The following is a 16,508-nucleotide window of genomic DNA, read 5'->3' as shown; positions in this document are numbered from 1 at the left end:
TGCTTAGAGATACAGCAAACAGTGCAAACGGCACAGGCGCTCACGCTAGGCTGCTGGCCATGTCTGACCAGCATATCGACCCGGCGGGCAACACCCAGCAGTTCAAGGCTTTCGCGCAGCGCCGCGAACAGGAAGCCGCCGCCACGCCCAAGAAGTCCTCCGTCGTACCGATCGTCTCGGTTGTCGTCGTCGTCGCGATCGTGATCGTCGGCGTCGCCGCCTTCCTCCTCCTGAAGTAGCCCCAGATCTGATCCACCCGCTGCGGGGGCCGTGGCGGGTTCTCGGCGTTCGCACACCCATCCCTGGCCCGCCCAACGACGCGCGGGCCCGCGACCCCTCCGCTCGGGTCGACGAGGCGGACGCCCTCCCCCAAGAACCTCAGCCGAAGCGCACAGACCCGCCTTCGGACCACTGGCGGCTGCCGTCACATCGTGCGCCCGCCCCGCACTGAGGCGGGTCGCGGCAGGGACAAGGGCGAACGGGGCCAGATCACAGCGCGGGGGCATAAGGGGCGAAGTAGACGCAAAGGCGTGACGGGGGTCACTCTGGACCTCGACGGGGCTACGTCATTACATTGGATACTGCGTCCAATAAGCGTCGCCCCGGGAGGTCACATGCCAGGGTTAGCGATCATCGGGTCCGGGTTCGCCGGGATCGGCATGGCCATCAAGCTCAAAGAGGCGGGGTACCACGACTTCGTCATCCTGGAGAAGGCCGCCGACCTGGGCGGCACCTGGCGGGACAACACCTACCCCGGGTGCGCGTGCGACGTGCCCTCGCACATGTACTCCTACTCGTACGAGCTGAACCCGGGCTGGTCCCGCATGTTCTCCCCACAGGAGGAGATCTGGGACTACATGCGCTCGTGCGCCGACAAGTACGGCGTGACCCCTCACCTCCGGTACGGCAAGCGCGTCGTCGCCCTCGAATACGACGACGACAGGCGTGACTGGTCGGTCACCACGGACGACGGCGCGACATTGCGGGTGAACGCCGTGGTCTCGGCCATCGGCGCCCTCCATATACCGAAATTTCCCGAAATTTCGGGGCGCGAGGACTTCGCCGGCCCCGCCTTCCACTCCGCCGAATGGGACCACTCGATCGACGTGACCGGCAAGCGCGTGGCCGTCGTCGGCACCGGCGCCTCCGCCATCCAGTTCGTCCCCCAGATCGCGCCTGCCGCGCGCCGGCTGACGATCTTCCAGCGCACTCCCCCGTGGATCCACCCCAAGCCGGACTTCCCCATCGGCCCCGGCGCGCGCCGCGTCCTGGGCCTTCCCGGCCTGGCCAGGACCATGCGCAACGCCGTCTACTGGCTCCTGGAGTCGCGGGCGCTCGGCTTCGCCGTCGACCCGCGCCTGATGAAGGCCCACGAGAAGCTCGCCCTCAGGCACCTCGAAGCCCAGGTCCCCGACCCGGACCTGCGCCGCCGGCTCACCCCCGACTACCTGATCGGCTGCAAGCGCATCCTCATCTCCAGCGACTACTATCCCGCCCTCACCAGGGACAACGTCGAGCTCGTGACGGACGGGATCACCGAGATCAGGCCGCGCTCGATCGTGGACTCCTCAGGCGCCGAGCACGAGGCCGACGTGATCGTCTACGGCACCGGCTTCAAGGTCGTGGACGCGCTGCAGGACCAGAACATCGTCGGCAAGGGCGGCCGCAAGCTCCAGGACGCCTGGCAGGACGGCATCGAGAGCTACTACGGCATCACCACGGCCGGCTTCCCGAACCTGTTCTTCCTGCTCGGCCCCAACACCGGCCTCGGGCACAACTCGGTCGTGTTCATGATCGAGTCGCAGGTCCGCTACGTCATCGACTGCCTCCGCCTGCTGTCGAGGACGCAGGCCAGGGCCGTGGACGTCAGGCCGGGCGCGCAGCGGGCCTTCGCCCGCCGCCTGCGCGAGCGGATCGACCCCCTCGTCTGGAACGCGGGCGGCTGCGACTCCTGGTATCTGGACGAGAACGGAGTGAACCGGACGATCTGGCCGGGCTTCAGCTTCGAATACTGGGCCCGCACCAGGAAGGTCGACCCAGGCGCGTACGAGCTCATCTACTGAGGGAACAGGCAGAACTCGTTGCCCTCGGGATCCGCCAGCGTCACCCAGTCGTCGTACGTGGTCAGCACCGTGGCGCCCAGCGCCACCAGCCGGACGATCTCGGCGTCGAGGTCGTCGGCGCGCAGGTCGAGGTGGAGCCGGTTCTTGACGACCTTGCGCTCGGGCACGTGCTGGAACCACAGCCGCGGCGGCCCGCCCTCGACCAGCACCGTGGGGTCGTCCTCGGGGTCCTCGACGCCCTCGCCGCGCAGCCGGGTCAGCTCGGCCTCGTCGTACGGCGCCACGGCATAGCCGTCGAGCGCCGCGGCCCAGAACCTGGCCAGCGACGCCGGATGGCGGCAGTCGACCACCACGTCACGCAGCCGGGCCACCGGGCCGCCTCGCCTCGATGAGGAATCTGGAGGAATGAGCCACGAACGGACCCTCCGCCTCGATCCGGTCGTGCAGCTCACGCAGCCGGTCCGCGTACCGCTCGACCGAGAAGCCCGGCACGATCCAGATCACCTTCCGCAGGAAGTAGATCACCGCCCCCACGTCGCCGAACTCCATCCGCAGCCGCTCGGACCGCAGGTCCACGACCTCGAGCCCGGCCGACTCCGCAGCCGCCCCGGCCGTGCCGGGGTCGCGGGACGAGCCGTCGTGGGGGCCCATGAAGAAGTGCGTCAGCTCCGCGACGCTCCACGGCCCGACCTGCTGCGAGAAGTAGACGCCGCCGGGGCGCAGCACGCGGGCGATCTCCTCCCACCAGGTGGTCACCGGATGGCGGCTGGTGACCAGGTCGAAGGCGCCGTCCCGGAACGGCAGGCGCGGCTCCTCGTCGTCGGCCACCACCCACGCCCCGCGCGGGCGCAGCCGCGCGGCGGCGAGCTTGAGGTTGGGCGGCCACGACTCGGTGGCCACGGTCACCGCCGGCAGCCTGGGCACGCCGGCCAGGGTCTCGCCGCCGCCGGTCTGGAGGTCGAGCGCGGCCCCGGCCCCGGCCATCCGCTCGCCGAGCAGCCTGGCGTACCCCCAGGAGGGCCGCTCCTCGCTGGCCCGCCCGTCGAGCCAGGAGAAGTCCCAGCCGTCCACGGAGGCCGCGGCCGCCTCCTGGACGAGGTCGTCGTATGTGTGGCTCATCTTTCGACCTTGTCAGCGGCCCCGCCGGACGTTCAACCAAATTTCGCCATACGGCGTGCAACGCCGGGCCGCGCTACGCGCAGCGTCCGCGTACCGCCACGCGGTCGATGCCGAGGTGGTCGATCAGCCCCGCGACCGGGTCGGGCCGCCCCTGCGCCAGCAGGGCGAACACCAGTTGCCGGGGCGCCTCGGCCGCCCTGGTCTTCAGGGTCGTGGCCTTGATGGCCTGGTTGATGGTGGCGCGGGCGCTCGAGGTGAGCGCGGTGCCGGGCACCTGCGGGTGCTTGCGCGGCGACCGCGGCAGGTCCCCGACCTCCAGGCCGAGCATGCGCAGCGCCGCCCGGTCGAGCTCGTCGAGCGCGGCCCGCGCGCCCGCCACGTCCACGCCGACGGCGCGGGCGAGGTCCGCGTCGTGCAGGACGCCGAGCAGCAGGTGCTCGGTGCCCAGCCGCCGGTCGCCCCGCTGCCTGGCCTCGTCGAACGCGGCCTTGACGATCACGCCGAACCGGCTCTTCTCAAAGCCGAACATCGCGAACCCTCACTTTCCGTATTTGGCGTGCACCGACTGCCGTGACATGCCGAGCGCGTCGCCGATCTGCTCCCAGGTCCAGCCCTGCTCCCTGGCCAGCGCCACCGACATCGCCTCGACCTGCTCGGCCAGCCGGTGGAGCGCGCCCACCGCCCGCAGGCCCAGGGCCGGGTCGTTCGACCTGATCCGTTCGGAGAGCTCTGTTACGTCCACCCTGTCAGGCTAGATTGACAACCGCCGATTTGTCAATCTAGCCTGACGGCCATGGAAGATGTGCTGATCGTGGGGGCGGGGCCCGTGGGGCTCATGCTCGCGTGCGAGCTGGCCCTGGCCGGGGCCCGCCCGATCGTGCTGGAGAAGAGACCGGAGCCGAGCGAGCTGCCCAGGGCCAACGGCCTGGGCGGGCAGATCGTCGACCTGCTCGACCACCGCGGCCTGCTGGAGCGCTTCAGCGCGGGCAGCCCGTTCTCGGGGCGCCCGCCCGGGTTCCCGTTCGGCTCGGTGCCGCTGCGGTTCGCGGGGCTGACCGACCTGCCGTTACGCCTGCTGATGATCCAGCAGCCACGGCTGGAGCGACTGCTCACCGAGCGCGCCGAGGAGCTCGGAGCCGAGGTCAGGCGGGGCCGCGAGGTGCGCTCGTTCGCCCAGGACGAGGAAGGGGTGACGCTGGAGCTGGCGGACGGTCACGGCGCCCGGACGCGGATGCGGGCCCGCTACGTGGTGGGCTGCGACGGCGGGCGCAGCGGCGTGCGCGGGGAGGCCGGGATCGGCTTCCCCGGCACGACCGACGACGAGGTGCTGCGGCTCGGGCACTTCGCGACCGGCGCGGACACCGGCGTCTTCGAGGCGCTGGAGATGGACGGCCTGGCACCGGGCTGGAACCGGACCCCGAACGGCCGCCTGCTGCTCACTTCACTCCAGGACGGCGTGCTGATCGCCGGCGTGCGGGAGAAGGGGGCTCCCGGCGACGGTCCCGTGACGCCGGAGGACTTCCGGGCGGCGGTGCGCCGCGTGCTGGGCCGCGACCTGCCGTTGGGCGCGCCGATCTGGCTGTCCGGCACGGTCGCGCAGGCGAGGCTGGCCGAGCGGTACCGGGCGGGGAGGGTGTTCCTGGCCGGGGACGCCGCGCATCTGTTCCCCGCGGGCGGCTCGGCGCTCAACGTCGGCATGACGGACGCGGCCAACCTCGGCTGGAAGCTGGCCGCCGTGCTCCGGGGGCGGGCCGGCGAGGGGCTCCTGGACACGTACGAGTCCGAGAGACGGCCCGTCGCCGAGCGCGCCCTCATGCAGACGCGGGCGCAGGCGGCGCTCGACCGGCTGGAGGGCGAGGACGGGGCGGCGCTGCGGGAGCTGCTCACCGAGGTGCTCGCCTTCGAGGAGCCGCTGCGTCACGTGGCCGGGCTGATGCACGACTCCGGCGTCCGGTACGGCTCCGGAGGGCATCCGCTGGTGGGGCGGTTCGTCCCGGACCTGGCACTGGCCGGCGGGCGGCGGGTGGCCGAGCTGATGCGCGCGGGCAGGCCCGTGCTGCTCGACCTCGGCGGCGGCGCGACGCTCGACGACGGCTGGATCGACGTGGTCAGGGCCCGCGCCGACGACCCGCCCGCCGACGCCCTGCTGATCCGCCCCGACGGCTACGTCGCCTGGGCGGGCACCGACGGGCTCGCAGAAGCGGCCCGGCAGTTGTCCGGAATTACAGCCAACCCGGTTTGACCAGGCCGGATTCGTAGGCGATCACCACGAGCTGGGCGCGGTCGCGGGCGTGCAGCTTCATCATGGCCCGGCTCACGTGCGTCTTGGCCGTCGCCGGTGACATGAACAGCTTGGCCGCGATCTCGTCGTTCGTCATGCCGGTCCCGACCAGGGCGAGCACCTCGCGTTCGCGCTCGGTGAGCTGGTCGAGCCCGTCGGCGGCGATCGGCTCCTTGGCCCGGGAGGCGTACTCGGCGATCAGGCGGCGCGTCACGCTCGGCGACAGCAGCGCCTCCCCCGCCGCCACCACCCGGACGGCCTGGATCAGCTCCGCCGGCTCGGTGTCCTTGACCAGGAAGCCGCTGGCCCCGCCGCGCAGCGCCTCGAAGACGTACTCGTCGAGCTCGAACGTCGTCAGGATGATGATGTGCGGCCCCTGCGGCATCTGCCGGGTCGCGGTCAGGCCGTCGGTGCCGGGCATGCGGATGTCCATCAGCACCACGTCCGGCTGGTGCTCGCCCGCCAGCCGGACCGCCTCGGCGCCGTCGGCGGCCTCGGCCACCACGGTCATGTCCGGCTGGGCGTCGAGCAGCGCTTTGAAGCCGGCCCGGACCAGGGCCTGGTCGTCGGCCAGCAGCACCTTGATCATGAGGTCTCCTCGGGTATTGGCAGCCGGGCCTCGACCTGGAACCCCGTGCCGGACGGCCCGGCGACCAGCGTGCCGCCCAGCGCGGAGGCCCGCTCGCGCATGCCGGGGATGCCGTTGCCGCTGCCCGCCTCGGACAGCACGGGGGCGGTCGTCGCGCCGGTGTCCGCGACGTGGATGGCCAGCTCGTGCTCGCCGTACTCCAGGCGCACGCTCACCGACGAGCCGGGCGCGTGCCTGGCAGCGTTGGTGAGCGACTCCTGCACGATCCGGTACGCGGCCCGCTCCACCTGCGGCGGCAACGGCCGCGAGCCGACGCGCTTGAGCGTCACGTCCATGCCCGAGCGTTCGACCAGGTCGTCGAGGCGGTCGAGCCCGGCCGTGGGGGAACGGGGCGCCCCTTCGCGCAGGACGTTCAGGACCGAGCGCATCTCGCCCAGAACCTCCTTGGACGCCGTCTTGATGGTGGCCAGAGCGGTCTTGGCGTGGTCGGGGTTGTCGTCGATGAGGTGCAGCGCGGTGGACGCCTGCACGTGGATGAGCGAGATGTTGTGCGCGAGCACGTCGTGCAGCTCCTGCGCCATGGTCAGCCGCTCCTCGCTGGCCTGCCGCCTGGCCTCCTCCTCGGCGACGCGCTCCCGCTCGGCCCGGCGCTCCCTGACGATCCTGACCAGCTCGGCCACGACCATGAGCAGCATGATGGACGTCAGGATCCACACGCTGTGGAAGAGGTCGCGGTTGCCGATCAGCCAGGCGTAGGTGATGAACGACAGCACCGTCATCCCCGCCATGAACCAGGCCATCGCCCTCTTGCCCCGCGTGACCAGCAGGACCAGCAGCACCGCCGGGCTGATGAAGCTGGGCCCGTAGGCGTAGCCGCCGGCCAGGAAGAGGTCGCACGCGCCGAGCGCGGCGGCGGTCGTGAGCAGCGGGAAGCGGCGGTGCAGCAGGATCGCCAGCGGCCCGACCAGCAGCAGCCCGTACGCGTACGGATCGAGCGCCTGCCTGAACGCCTGCTGCCCCCAGGAGGCGCCCTTGGCGATGACGAACTGGGCAGCCGCCACGATGAGGGCGAGATAGGGGTCGAATCCGAACTTCCGGCGCACACCCCTACGCTAGATCAGTGCTCTGACCTGCGCATCATCCCAGCGTGTGAGGGGGCCCTACCGCGACGGGCGTACGTGGGCCATCGTAAGGACCATGCGCCGAGTGATCGTCCCCGCAGCAGCAGTCCTCATCACGCTCGCGTCAGCGCCTCCCGCGCTGGCCGGGCCACAGCAGAAAGTCCCGGTCGCGGAGGGGTACGGCGGCGCCGTCGCCACCGTCGACCTCGACGCCAGCAAGGCCGCCATCGCCGTGCTCAGGAGAGGAGGCAACGCCGTCGACGCCGCCGTCGCCGCGGGCGCGGTGCTGGGCGTCACGGAGCCGTACTCCGCGGGCCTGGCCGGCGGCGGCTTCATGGTGTATTACGACGCCAGGCAGCGCAAGGTCTTCAGCATCGACGGCCGTGAGACCGCCCCGCAGACCATGACCTCGACCTCGTTAGAGGGCATCCCGTTCGAGGAGGGCGTCACCAGCGGCCTGTCGGCGGGCATTCCCGGCACGGTCGCGAACTGGGACCTGGCTCTCCGCAAATTCGGCACGATCTCCCTCAAAGAGGCCCTCCAGCCCGCCATCGACGTGGCCTCCAAGGGCTTCGTCGTCGACCAGACCTTCTACCAGCAGACCGCCGACAACGCGGCCCGGTTCAAGGACATCACCTCCACGGCCAAGCTCTACCTCCCGAACGGCGCCCCGCCGCCCGTCGGCTCGGTGTTCAGGAACCCCGAGCTGGCGGCCACGTACCGCGAGCTCGGCAGGCGCGGCCCCGGCTGGCTGTACGGCGGGCAACTCGGCAAGGAGGTCGTGGCCACCGTCAAGCAGCCGCCGGTCACCCCCGGCAGCACCCGCAACGTCCGGCCGGGCCTGATGGAGCTGTCCGACCTGCGGGCCTACCGCGCGCTCCTCCGCGAGCCCACCAAGATCTCCTACAAGGGCAAGGACGTGTACGGCATGGCGCCCCCGTCCTCCGGCGGCTCGACGGTCGGCGAGGCGCTCAACATCCTTGAGTCCCTGCCGCAGGTGGGCCTGCACGAATACCTGGAGGCGTCGAGGCTGGCCTTCGCCGACCGCGGCAAGTACGTCGGCGACATTCCCGGCGTGCCGCTCAAGGAGCTGCTGTCCGACGGCTTCGCCAAGGAGCGGGCCTGCCTGATCGGCGACCGGGCGACGGCCCACCCGGCGGCGCCCGGCAACCCGGACGGCTCGTACGAGCCCTGCGCCCAGCCCACCGGCACCGCCACCCCGATCGCGGACGAAGGCCCCGAGACCACCCATCTCGTCATCGCCGACCGCTGGGGCAACGTGATCGCCTACAACCTGACCATCGAGTCCACCGGCGGCAACGGCATCGTGGTCCCGGGACGCGGCGTGCTGCTCAACAACGAGCTGACCGACTTCACGTTCGGCCCGGCGCCCGGTGACCCGAACCTGCCCGGCCCCGGCAAGCGTCCCCGCTCGTCGATGTCGCCGACGCTGGTGTTCGAGCACGGTAAGCCGGTGCTGGCGGTCGGATCGCCGGGCGGCTCGACCATCATCACGACCGTGCTGCAGATCCTGGTCAACCGGTACGAGTTCGGGATGAGCCTGCCCGACGCGGTCGCCGCGCCGCGCGCCACGCAGCGCAACACCGCGCAGACGCAGGCCGAGCAGGCGTTCCTGGACAAGTACCGGACCGAGCTGGAGGCCAAGGGGCACAGCTTCGCGCTCAACCCGGAGATCGGGGCGGCGACGGCGCTGGAGTTCGTCGGCAGGGGCCGAGTCCAGGCCGTCGCCGAGCCCGCGCGCCGCGGCGGCGGCAGCGCGCTGGTGGTGGCGCCCTAGAAGTCGCCCGCGTGGTCCTTCGCCCACTCGGCGAAGGACCGCGCGGGCCGGCCCGTCACCTCCTCGACCGTGTTCGTCAGGACAGGTGGCGGGCCGTCGAGCAGCTGGGCGTAGCCGTCGAGCAGCGCGTCCACGAACGAGTCGGGGAAGGAGTCGTCGGCCAGCAGCCGCCGCCGCTCCTCGTCCCTGGAGAGCTCCTGCCAGCGCAGCGGGCGCCCGAGCGCGTCGCCGAGGATCCGCACCTGCTCGACCTGGGTCAGCGCCCGCGGCCCGGTCAGCGCGTGGCGGGCCCCGTCGTGGCCGTCCGAGGTCAGCGCCCGTACGGCCACGGCGGCGATGTCGCGCTCGTGCAGCATCGCCATCCGCAGCGCGCCGAACGCGCCGCGCACCACGTCCCCCGAGCGGATCTGGTCGCGCCACCAGAGCGCGTTCGCGGCGAACGTGCTGGGCCAGAGCATGGTCCAGGCCAGGCCCGACTGCTCGACCCGCTGTTCGAGCTCGTTGTGCGAGCGGCCGACGGCGGAATCGGGCTGGTCGCGTACCGCCCCTGAGGAGAGCAGGACGACGCGGCGGGCGTGCCGCCTGATCGCGCCGACCACGGCGGGGGCGAGGTCCGCGGTGTGGAAGGGCCAGACGAGGAAGACCGACTCGACGCCGTCCAGGCACCGGTCGATGGTTTCGTGGTCGCCCTTGATCACCTCGACGGCCTCCGGCAGGGCCGCCCAGGTGGGGTCACGGGTCATGGCGCGCACGGGGTGGCCCGCCTCGACGAGCTGGTGGACGACCTGGCGGCCGACGTTTCCGGTGGCTCCTGTCACGAGAATCATGGGTCCAAGGCTGGCCCGCGACCCGAAGCAGCCCCAATTTCCCGCGATATATCGGCGGTTTTCCTCCACCTAACTACGCTGATCAGATGGAATCCGCCGAACTCCACGGTGTGGACCGCGGTCTGGTGCACGCGCTCCAGCTCGACGGCCGCGCCCCCTTCGCCAGGATCGCCGACGTGCTCGGGGTCTCCGAGCAGACTGTCGCCCGCCGCTACCGCAGGCTCACGGCGGCGGGCGTGATCAGGGTGGTGGGCGGCCTCGACGGCGCGTTCCTCGGCTGCACACCCTGGACGATCCGCGTACGCTGCACGCCCGACGCGGGCACCGCCATCGCCGAGGCCCTGGCCAGGCGGCCCGACACGTACTGGGTGCACCTGCTGTCCGGCGGCACCGAGATCTCGTGCTTCACCCAGTCGCCCGACGCCGTCCTGCTGGAGAAGCTGCCCAGGACCAGCCGCGTCCTGGGCATGACCGCGCATTCGCTCCTGCACGGCTTCACCCTGCCCGACGGCTGGCAGAGGCTGGCCTGGCTGACCGGGGAGCAGGCCGATCGGCTGCGCCCCGAGCCGCCCACCGGGCCGGACGGCATCGTCCTGCAGGAGGAGGACCACCGCCTCGTCGACGTGCTGGCCAGGGACGGCCGGGCCGGGTACACGGAGCTGGCCAGGGCCACCGGCTGGTCGGAGGCCACGGCCAAGCGCCGGCTCCACCGGCTGCGGGAGTCCGGCGCGCTCATCATCCAGCTCGACTACTCCCCCAGGCTGCTCGGCTACCGCGCCGAGGCCAGGCTGTGGATGACCGTACGCCCCTCCGAACTGGTCCACGTGGCCACGACCCTCGTGGGCCACCCCGAGATCTCCTTCGCCGCCGTCACCACCGGCCCGACCAACCTCCTCGCCACCGCCGTCTGCCGCGACAACGCCGACCTGTACCGCTACCTCACCGAACGCGTGAGCGCCCTGGACGCCGTCCAGACGCTGGAGACCGCCCCCGTCCTCCGGACGATGAAACGCACCGGCGCGCTACCCCCACAGGCGTACGGGCGACCCGCGTGAACACTCCCCCGGGCTGACCCGGAACAGGGCCTGACGTGCGATTCGGCGCGCCCCGCCGACCGGCACGCTGGAGGCACGTCATCAAGGAGGAGACATGCACAGCTTCTGGCCGATCTTCCCGTTCTTCTGGGGCCTGTTCTGGGTCGCCCTCGTCGCGATGGCCATCACGGCCCGGCGCAAGGGCTGGTGGGGGCCGCGCCACGCGCCCGTCGCCGCCGCCGCGTCGCCCACCGACGCCGCGGAGCGGATCCTCGCCGAGCGGTACGCCCGCGGAGAAATGAGCGAGGACGAATACTTCGAAAAGGTGTCCGTTCTCAAGGGCTGGGCGTCCTAAACCTCACTAAGGGTGCAACAACTGTCACTGGCCGCATTCAGGGACCGGCGTTACGTTTCGTATACCGGATACATAGAGAGCGGGGACAGGTATGCGATCCGTCGCCAAGTTCTGCGGCCAGTGTGACTGCGGCTGCCCCGAGCTGTTCGTGGACGAGACGGCGCCCGTCGAGCGCCAGGTGGTCATCACCGACGACTTCGGGCAGCGCGTGGAGATGAGCCTCGACCAGTTCGGCTCGATCGTCCAGGCCGCCAAGAGCGGGGCCCTGGACAGTCTGGCGCTCGTCCACTGAGCGCCGCCACCCTGTTCGCCGGCGGAGTCGCCGCCGGGCTGGTGGCGGGAACGGCTTCGTGCACCGCGGCGCAGGGCGGGCTGCTCATGGGTCTGGTCGATCACTGCCACGGGCGCGATCCCGCGCTGGTCGGCTGGTTCCTGGCGGGGCGGCTGGCCTCGTACACCGCGGCCGGAGCGCTGCTCGGGCTGCTCGGCGCGGCCGTCAGCCTCCCGCCCGCGGCACGCGCGGTGCTGCTCGTCACGGCCGGCCTCACGGTGATCGTCTTCGCGGTCCGGCTCATGCGGCGCGGCCACTGCGCGGCGGAGCCCGCGGCCGAGGCCCCTTCGCGGTACAAGGCGCCGCTGCTGGGCGCGGCCACCATCCTGGTGCCCTGCGGCGTGACCCTCGGCATGGAGATGATCGCGATCTCCGGCGGCTCCCCGATGGAGGGGGCGGCGGTGATGGCGGGGTTCGTGCTCGGCACCGCTCCGGCGTTCGCGCTGCTCGGGTACGTGCTGCGGCGCGTCTCCCGCACCCGGCTGGCCCGGCTGGCCGGAGTCGTGGCCGTCGTCGCCGGGTTATGGACCGTCGGCGCCGGGCTCAACCTGGGCGGCTGGATCGGCGGCACCCCGCCCGCCGCGTCCACGCCCCCGCCTGCCGCACCGGCCGCCGGCGAGCAGACCGTGACCGTCTGGGCGACCCGCGAGGGCTACCGGCCGGCCGTCGTGGCGGCACGCGCGGGCGCGCCGGTCGAGGTGGTGTTCAAGCTGGTCGACCGGGGGTGCACCGGCACGGTCACGATCGGCGGGCGCGACGTCGCGCTGCCGGCCACCGTACGCCTGCCGCCGCAGCCGAAGGGCCCGCTGCGGTACGTGTGCGGGATGGGCATGTACACGGGCTTCATCGACTTCCTGTAGCGCCATGTCGGCGATTACCGTTCGCGATCGCGCGATCACATGTCACCCTGGTCGCCATGGCCTGGCAAGGAGAGGTCGCGGCGCCGTCCGTACCGGCGCCGCGCGTGGGAGACGAGCTCGAGCTGCTGGCCGCCGCGCGGGCGGGCGACGCGCAGGCCGCGCACCGGCTCGGCAAGCTCTACGCCCAGCACGGCGACCGCGCGGCCGCCAAGCACTGGTGGGAGCAGGCGGCCACCGCCGGCAACCTGGACAGCGCGTACAACCTGGGCATCTGGCACGAGAAACACGGCAGCCTGGTGGACGCCGTCACCTGGTACGAGCTCGCGGCCGGCGCCGGCGACGCCGAGGCCGCCAGCAACCTGGCGACGCTCCTGCTGGAGCAGCGCGGAGACCCCGAGCGGGCCAGGCGCTGGTTCGAGGTGGCGGCCCACCGCGGCTCCAGCGGGGCGGCCCGCAAGCTGGCGCTGATGTGCGAGGACGCGGGCGAGCTGGCGGCGGCGCGCGACTGGCACCGCTCGGCTGCGGCCGACGGCGACATGGCCTCGGCGCACGACCTGGGCTTCCTGGCCTATGCGACGGGCGACGACGAGGAGACCGTGCGCTGGTGGGAGTACGCGGCCAGGGGCGGCCACCCGGACTCGGCGTACTGCATGGGCCTCTACCTGCACGCCAGCCGCGACCCGGAGGGCGCGGAGGCGTACTACCGGCTGGCCGCCAAGTGCGAGCACCCTGGCGCGGCCTCCCAGCTCGGCGAGATCGCGCTGTCCAGGGGCGACCTGCGGACCGCCCGCGGCTGGTTCGAGCAGGCCGCCGGCGCCGGGCGCGGGTACGACCAGCGGATGGCCGGGTTCGTCTGCGTGGAGCTGAGAGACTGCGCGGCGGCCAGCCACTGGTTCGGCCGGGCGGCGGCCGGCGGGGACGCCGAGGCGGCCTTCAACTACGGCCTGCTGCTGATCGCCGAGTTCGGCGACCTGGCGGGCGGGCAGCACTGGTTCCGGCAGGCGGCGCGGGCCGGGCACCGCGGGGCCGCCGTCGAGCTGGGCGGGCTGCTGTCGGTGGCCGGGGAACTGAACGAGGCCCAGGAGTGGCTGTCCGATCCGCCGCCGGCCACGTGGGTGCGGCACGCCGAGCCGGAGCTGGCCGCCAGGGCCGAGCTGGCCGCGGCCGCCACCGAGCGCAGGGGCGAAGCCGCGCTGGACGTGGGCGACCTCACCGAGGTGCTCGGCACGTGGGATCTGGTGACCCGGCCGCTGCACGACCACTCCGACGTGATCGGGTGGCTGGTGGCCCGGAGCGGGCTGCACCCGAGCGCGGTCGAGCACCTGGCGTCGGTGCGCGGCACGCTGCTGCGCCCCGGCACCGCGCCGTGGCCGAGCCCCGGCGAGATCGAGTATGTCCTGGCCACGGCCCGCGACCTGCGAAAGCGCCTGGGCGTACGCTGATCAGCGCGTGCCCAGGCGCTTCACCGTCGTCACACCAGTTCCGCCACCGGGGTGAACGGCAGGCCGAGCGCCTCGGCCACCGGCCCGTTGGTGAGCAGGCCCTCGTGCGTGTTGAGGCCGCCCGCGAGCCCGGCGTCGGTCCTGAGCGCCTCGCGCCAGCCGAGGTTGGCCAGCTTGACCGCGTACGGGAGGGTCGCGTTCGTCAGGGCGTACGTGGAGGTGTTGGCCACGGAGCCCGGCATGTTGGCCACGCAGTAGAAGACCGACTCGTGCACCTTGTACGTCGGCTCGGCGTGCGTGGTCGGGCGCGAGTCCTCGAAGCAGCCGCCCTGGTCGATGGCGATGTCGACGAGCACGGAGCCCGGCTTCATGCGCGAGACCAGGTCGTTGGAGACCAGCGTCGGGGCCTTGGCGCCGGGGATCAGCACCGCGCCGATGACCAGGTCGGCCTGCAGGACCTCCTGCTCGATCGCGTACGACGTCGAGACCAGCGTCTTGAGCCGGCCCTGGTAGATGGCGTCGATGAAGCGCAGGCGGTCGATGTTCGTGTCGAGCACGGTGACGTCGGCGCCCATGCCCACGGCGATCTGCGCGGCGTTGAGGCCGGAGACCCCGCCGCCGATCACGACCACCCTGGCCGGGGCCACGCCGGGCACGCCGCCCGGCAGGACACCGCGCCCGCCGTTGAAGCGCATCAGGTTGTAGGCGCCAACCTGCGGCGCGAGGCGGCCCGCGACCTCGGACATCGGGGCGAGCAGCGGCAGCGCGTTGCCGACCTGGACGGTCTCGTACGCGATGCCGGTCGTCTTCGCGCCCAGCAGCGCGTCCGTGCAGGCACGCGAGGCGGCCAGGTGCAGGTAGGTGAAGAGCACGAGGCCCTCACGCAGCCGGTGGTACTCCTCGGCGATGGGCTCCTTGACCTTGAGCACCATCTCCGACTCGCTCCACACGGCGTCGGCGCCGTCGAGGATCTTCGCCCCCGCCGAGAGGTATTCCTCGTCCGGGATGTGCGAGCCGAGGCCCGCGCCCCGCTGGACCAGGACGTCGTGCCCGTGGCGCACCAGCTCGTGGACTCCGGCAGGCGTGGCGGCGACGCGATATTCGTGGTTCTTGACCTCGGCAGGTACGCCGATCTTCATGGGTTGATCCTTTCGCGAACCCGGCACGCCGTCGTACCGGACTGTGAGGTGGTTCTGTTGGGCCGTCCTACAGACGCGTCCACGCTTCGGTGAGCACGCCCCGGAGTATCGACCCGATCTCGGCGAACTCCTCTGGCCCCGCGATCAGCGGGGGCGCCAGTTGGATGACGGGGTCGCCGCGGTCGTCGGCGCGGCAGTACAGGCCCGCGTCGAACAACGCCTTGGACAGGAAACCGCGCAGCAGCCGCTCGGACTCGTCTGCGGTGAAGGTCTCCTTGGTTGTTTTGTCCTTGACCAGCTCTATGCCCCAGAAGTAGCCCGAGCCTCGCACGTCGCCGACGATCGGCAGGTCGCGCAGGCCGTCAAGGGTCTCCTTGAACAGCGGCTCGTTCCTGGTGACGTGGCCGAGCAGGTCCTCGCGCTCGAAGATGTCGAGGTTGGCCAGCGCTACGGCAGAGGATACGGGATGGCCGCCGAAGGTGTAACCGTGCGCGAACATGGCGTCGCCGCCCTTGAACGGCTCGAACAGCCGCTCGTGCGCGATCATGGCGCCGATGGGCGAGTAGCCGCTGGTCATGCCCTTGGCGCAGGTGATGATGTCGGGCACGTAGTCGAACTTCTGGCCGCCGAACATCGTGCCGAGCCGGCCGAAGGCGCAGATGACCTCGTCGGAGACGAGCAGCACGTCGTACTCGTCGCAGATCTCGCGCAGGCGCTGCCAGTAGCCGGGAGGGGGCGGGAAGCAGCCGCCGGCGTTCTGCACGGGCTCGGCGAAGACGGCGGCGACCGTGTCGGGGCCCTCCATCTCGATGGCGCGGGCCACACGCTCGGCCGCCCAGATGCCGTACTCCTCGGGCGACATGCCCTTGACGCCGGTGATCTCGTCGGCGCGGTAGTGGTTGGTGTTGGGGACCCGGACCGAGCCCGGCACCAGCGGCTCGAACATCTGCTTGAACGCGGGGATCCCGGTGATCGACAGCGCGCCCTGCGGGGTGCCGTGGTAGGCGATCTGGCGGCTGATGACCTTGTGCTTGAGCGGCTTGCCGATCAGCTTGTAGTACTGCTTGGCCAGCTTCCAGGCGGTCTCGACCGCCTCGCCGCCGCCGGTGGTGAAGAAGACCCGGTTGAGCTCGCCGGGCGTGTACGAGGCCAGGCGGGCGGCCAGTTCGGCGGCCTTCGGGTGGGCGTAGGACCACAGTGGGAAGAACGCCAGCTCCTGAGCCTGCTTGGCGGCGGCCTCGGCCAGCTCCTGGCGCCCGTGGCCGACCTGGACCACGAAGAGTCCGGCCAGGCCGTCGAGGTAGCGCTTGCCGTGGATGTCGTAGACGTAGGACCCCTCACCGCGCACGATGGTCGGGATCTCGGACTGCTGATAGGCACTGTGCCTGGTGAAGTGCAACCACAGGTTGTCCTGCGCGGCCTTCAGGACGTCGTTTTCCGGCTGCGTCATGGTTATCTTCCCTCGTGTCAACTTCCCACAGTCTGCATGCTCACCTGGGGATTTGCCAAGCGAATCGGTCGCAGCACTATGCAAGAAAATCGGTATCCG

Annotated in this window: 18 protein-coding genes; 9 read left to right on the top strand and 9 right to left on the bottom strand. The window is 71.6% G+C overall.

Features of this window, described 5'->3' with window-relative positions; translation table 11 throughout:
- Nucleotides 1-59: 59 nt before the first annotated feature.
- A complete protein-coding gene (locus ABZS69_RS14695; RefSeq protein WP_355371352.1) occupies nucleotides 60-239 on the top strand; it encodes a hypothetical protein in 180 nt (59 codons plus the stop codon).
- A 375-nt stretch (nucleotides 240-614) separates the two neighbouring features.
- Nucleotides 615-2,063, top strand: coding sequence for an NAD(P)/FAD-dependent oxidoreductase (locus ABZS69_RS14690; RefSeq protein WP_355371349.1), 1,449 nt, complete (start codon nucleotides 615-617; stop codon nucleotides 2,061-2,063).
- Here ABZS69_RS14690 and ABZS69_RS14685 read toward each other — a convergent pair.
- The 4 genes from ABZS69_RS14685 to ABZS69_RS14670 all read right to left on the bottom strand — a co-directional run bounded on the left by ABZS69_RS14685 (nucleotide 2,057) and on the right by ABZS69_RS14670 (nucleotide 3,924).
- Nucleotides 2,057-2,434 (bottom strand): VOC family protein, encoded by a 378-nt coding sequence (locus tag ABZS69_RS14685; protein WP_355371346.1) that lies wholly within the window; start codon nucleotides 2,432-2,434, stop codon nucleotides 2,057-2,059. The two genes, ABZS69_RS14690 and ABZS69_RS14685, sit on opposite strands and share 7 nt — an antisense overlap.
- Entirely contained in the window at nucleotides 2,418-3,182 is a 765-nt protein-coding gene (locus tag ABZS69_RS14680) for a class I SAM-dependent methyltransferase (RefSeq protein WP_355371344.1), read from the bottom strand. The genes ABZS69_RS14685 and ABZS69_RS14680 overlap by 17 nt, the downstream gene beginning before the upstream one ends.
- A gap of 73 nt (nucleotides 3,183-3,255) precedes the next feature.
- A complete protein-coding gene (locus ABZS69_RS14675) occupies nucleotides 3,256-3,711 on the bottom strand; it encodes a Clp protease N-terminal domain-containing protein (protein ID WP_355371341.1) in 456 nt (151 codons plus the stop codon).
- 9 nt (nucleotides 3,712-3,720) lie between these two features.
- A complete protein-coding gene (locus tag ABZS69_RS14670; RefSeq protein ID WP_355371338.1) occupies nucleotides 3,721-3,924 on the bottom strand; it encodes a helix-turn-helix domain-containing protein in 204 nt (67 codons plus the stop codon).
- Between the two features lie 51 nt (nucleotides 3,925-3,975).
- Between ABZS69_RS14670 and ABZS69_RS14665 the strand changes: the two genes are divergently transcribed.
- Nucleotides 3,976-5,424: an FAD-dependent monooxygenase gene (locus ABZS69_RS14665; RefSeq protein ID WP_355371336.1), complete on the top strand. Its 1,449-nt coding sequence runs from the start codon at nucleotides 3,976-3,978 to the stop codon at nucleotides 5,422-5,424.
- On the opposite strand, the gene ABZS69_RS14660 is transcribed toward ABZS69_RS14665, so the two are convergent.
- Together ABZS69_RS14660 and ABZS69_RS14655 are read right to left on the bottom strand one after the other, a co-directional pair.
- Complete coding sequence (locus tag ABZS69_RS14660) at nucleotides 5,405-6,052, bottom strand: response regulator transcription factor (protein ID WP_355371333.1); 648 nt, start codon at nucleotides 6,050-6,052, stop codon at nucleotides 5,405-5,407. The genes ABZS69_RS14665 and ABZS69_RS14660 overlap by 20 nt on opposite strands.
- Nucleotides 6,049-7,155, bottom strand: coding sequence for a histidine kinase (locus tag ABZS69_RS14655; protein WP_355371329.1), 1,107 nt, complete (start codon nucleotides 7,153-7,155; stop codon nucleotides 6,049-6,051). The genes ABZS69_RS14660 and ABZS69_RS14655 overlap by 4 nt, the downstream gene beginning before the upstream one ends.
- Nucleotides 7,156-7,249: 94 nt before the next feature.
- Between ABZS69_RS14655 and ggt the strand changes: the two genes are divergently transcribed.
- Nucleotides 7,250-8,971 carry a gamma-glutamyltransferase gene (gene ggt / locus ABZS69_RS14650; RefSeq protein WP_355371326.1) on the top strand — a complete coding sequence of 574 codons (1,722 nt, stop codon included), beginning with the start codon at nucleotides 7,250-7,252 and terminating at the stop codon, nucleotides 8,969-8,971.
- Here the strand turns inward: ggt and ABZS69_RS14645 are convergent.
- A complete protein-coding gene (locus ABZS69_RS14645) occupies nucleotides 8,968-9,798 on the bottom strand; it encodes an NAD(P)H-binding protein (protein ID WP_355371323.1) in 831 nt (276 codons plus the stop codon). The genes ggt and ABZS69_RS14645 overlap by 4 nt on opposite strands.
- Before the next feature lie 86 nt (nucleotides 9,799-9,884).
- On the opposite strand from ABZS69_RS14645, the gene ABZS69_RS14640 reads away from it, so the two are divergent.
- The 5 genes from ABZS69_RS14640 (at nucleotide 9,885) to ABZS69_RS14620 (ending at nucleotide 13,820) form a co-directional block, all read left to right on the top strand.
- Nucleotides 9,885-10,853 carry an Lrp/AsnC family transcriptional regulator gene (locus tag ABZS69_RS14640; protein WP_355371320.1) on the top strand — a complete coding sequence of 323 codons (969 nt, stop codon included), beginning with the start codon at nucleotides 9,885-9,887 and terminating at the stop codon, nucleotides 10,851-10,853.
- A 94-nt stretch (nucleotides 10,854-10,947) separates the two neighbouring features.
- Nucleotides 10,948-11,187, top strand: coding sequence for an SHOCT domain-containing protein (locus ABZS69_RS14635; protein WP_355371317.1), 240 nt, complete (start codon nucleotides 10,948-10,950; stop codon nucleotides 11,185-11,187).
- A gap of 91 nt (nucleotides 11,188-11,278) precedes the next feature.
- Entirely contained in the window at nucleotides 11,279-11,479 is a 201-nt protein-coding gene (locus tag ABZS69_RS14630) for a hypothetical protein (RefSeq protein WP_355371314.1), read from the top strand.
- A gap of 41 nt (nucleotides 11,480-11,520) precedes the next feature.
- Complete coding sequence (locus ABZS69_RS14625) at nucleotides 11,521-12,378, top strand: sulfite exporter TauE/SafE family protein (RefSeq protein WP_355371311.1); 858 nt, start codon at nucleotides 11,521-11,523, stop codon at nucleotides 12,376-12,378.
- A 56-nt stretch (nucleotides 12,379-12,434) separates the two neighbouring features.
- The gene (locus ABZS69_RS14620; RefSeq protein WP_355371308.1) at nucleotides 12,435-13,820 is read left to right on the top strand and encodes a tetratricopeptide repeat protein; all 1,386 of its coding nucleotides are present in this window, start codon (nucleotides 12,435-12,437) and stop codon (nucleotides 13,818-13,820) included.
- 29 nt (nucleotides 13,821-13,849) lie between these two features.
- Here ABZS69_RS14620 and ald read toward each other — a convergent pair whose 3' ends face one another.
- A complete protein-coding gene (gene ald, locus ABZS69_RS14615; protein WP_355371305.1) occupies nucleotides 13,850-14,959 on the bottom strand; it encodes an alanine dehydrogenase in 1,110 nt (369 codons plus the stop codon).
- Nucleotides 14,960-15,026: 67 nt separating this feature from the next.
- Nucleotides 15,027-16,409 carry an aspartate aminotransferase family protein gene (locus ABZS69_RS14610; protein WP_355371303.1) on the bottom strand — a complete coding sequence of 461 codons (1,383 nt, stop codon included), beginning with the start codon at nucleotides 16,407-16,409 and terminating at the stop codon, nucleotides 15,027-15,029.
- Nucleotides 16,410-16,508 lie beyond the last annotated feature (99 nt).

Source organism: Nonomuraea sp. NPDC005650 (assembly GCF_040605375.1).
GTDB lineage: Bacteria > Actinomycetota > Actinomycetes > Streptosporangiales > Streptosporangiaceae > Nonomuraea.
This window is presented reverse-complemented; position numbering and strand designations above follow the sequence as displayed.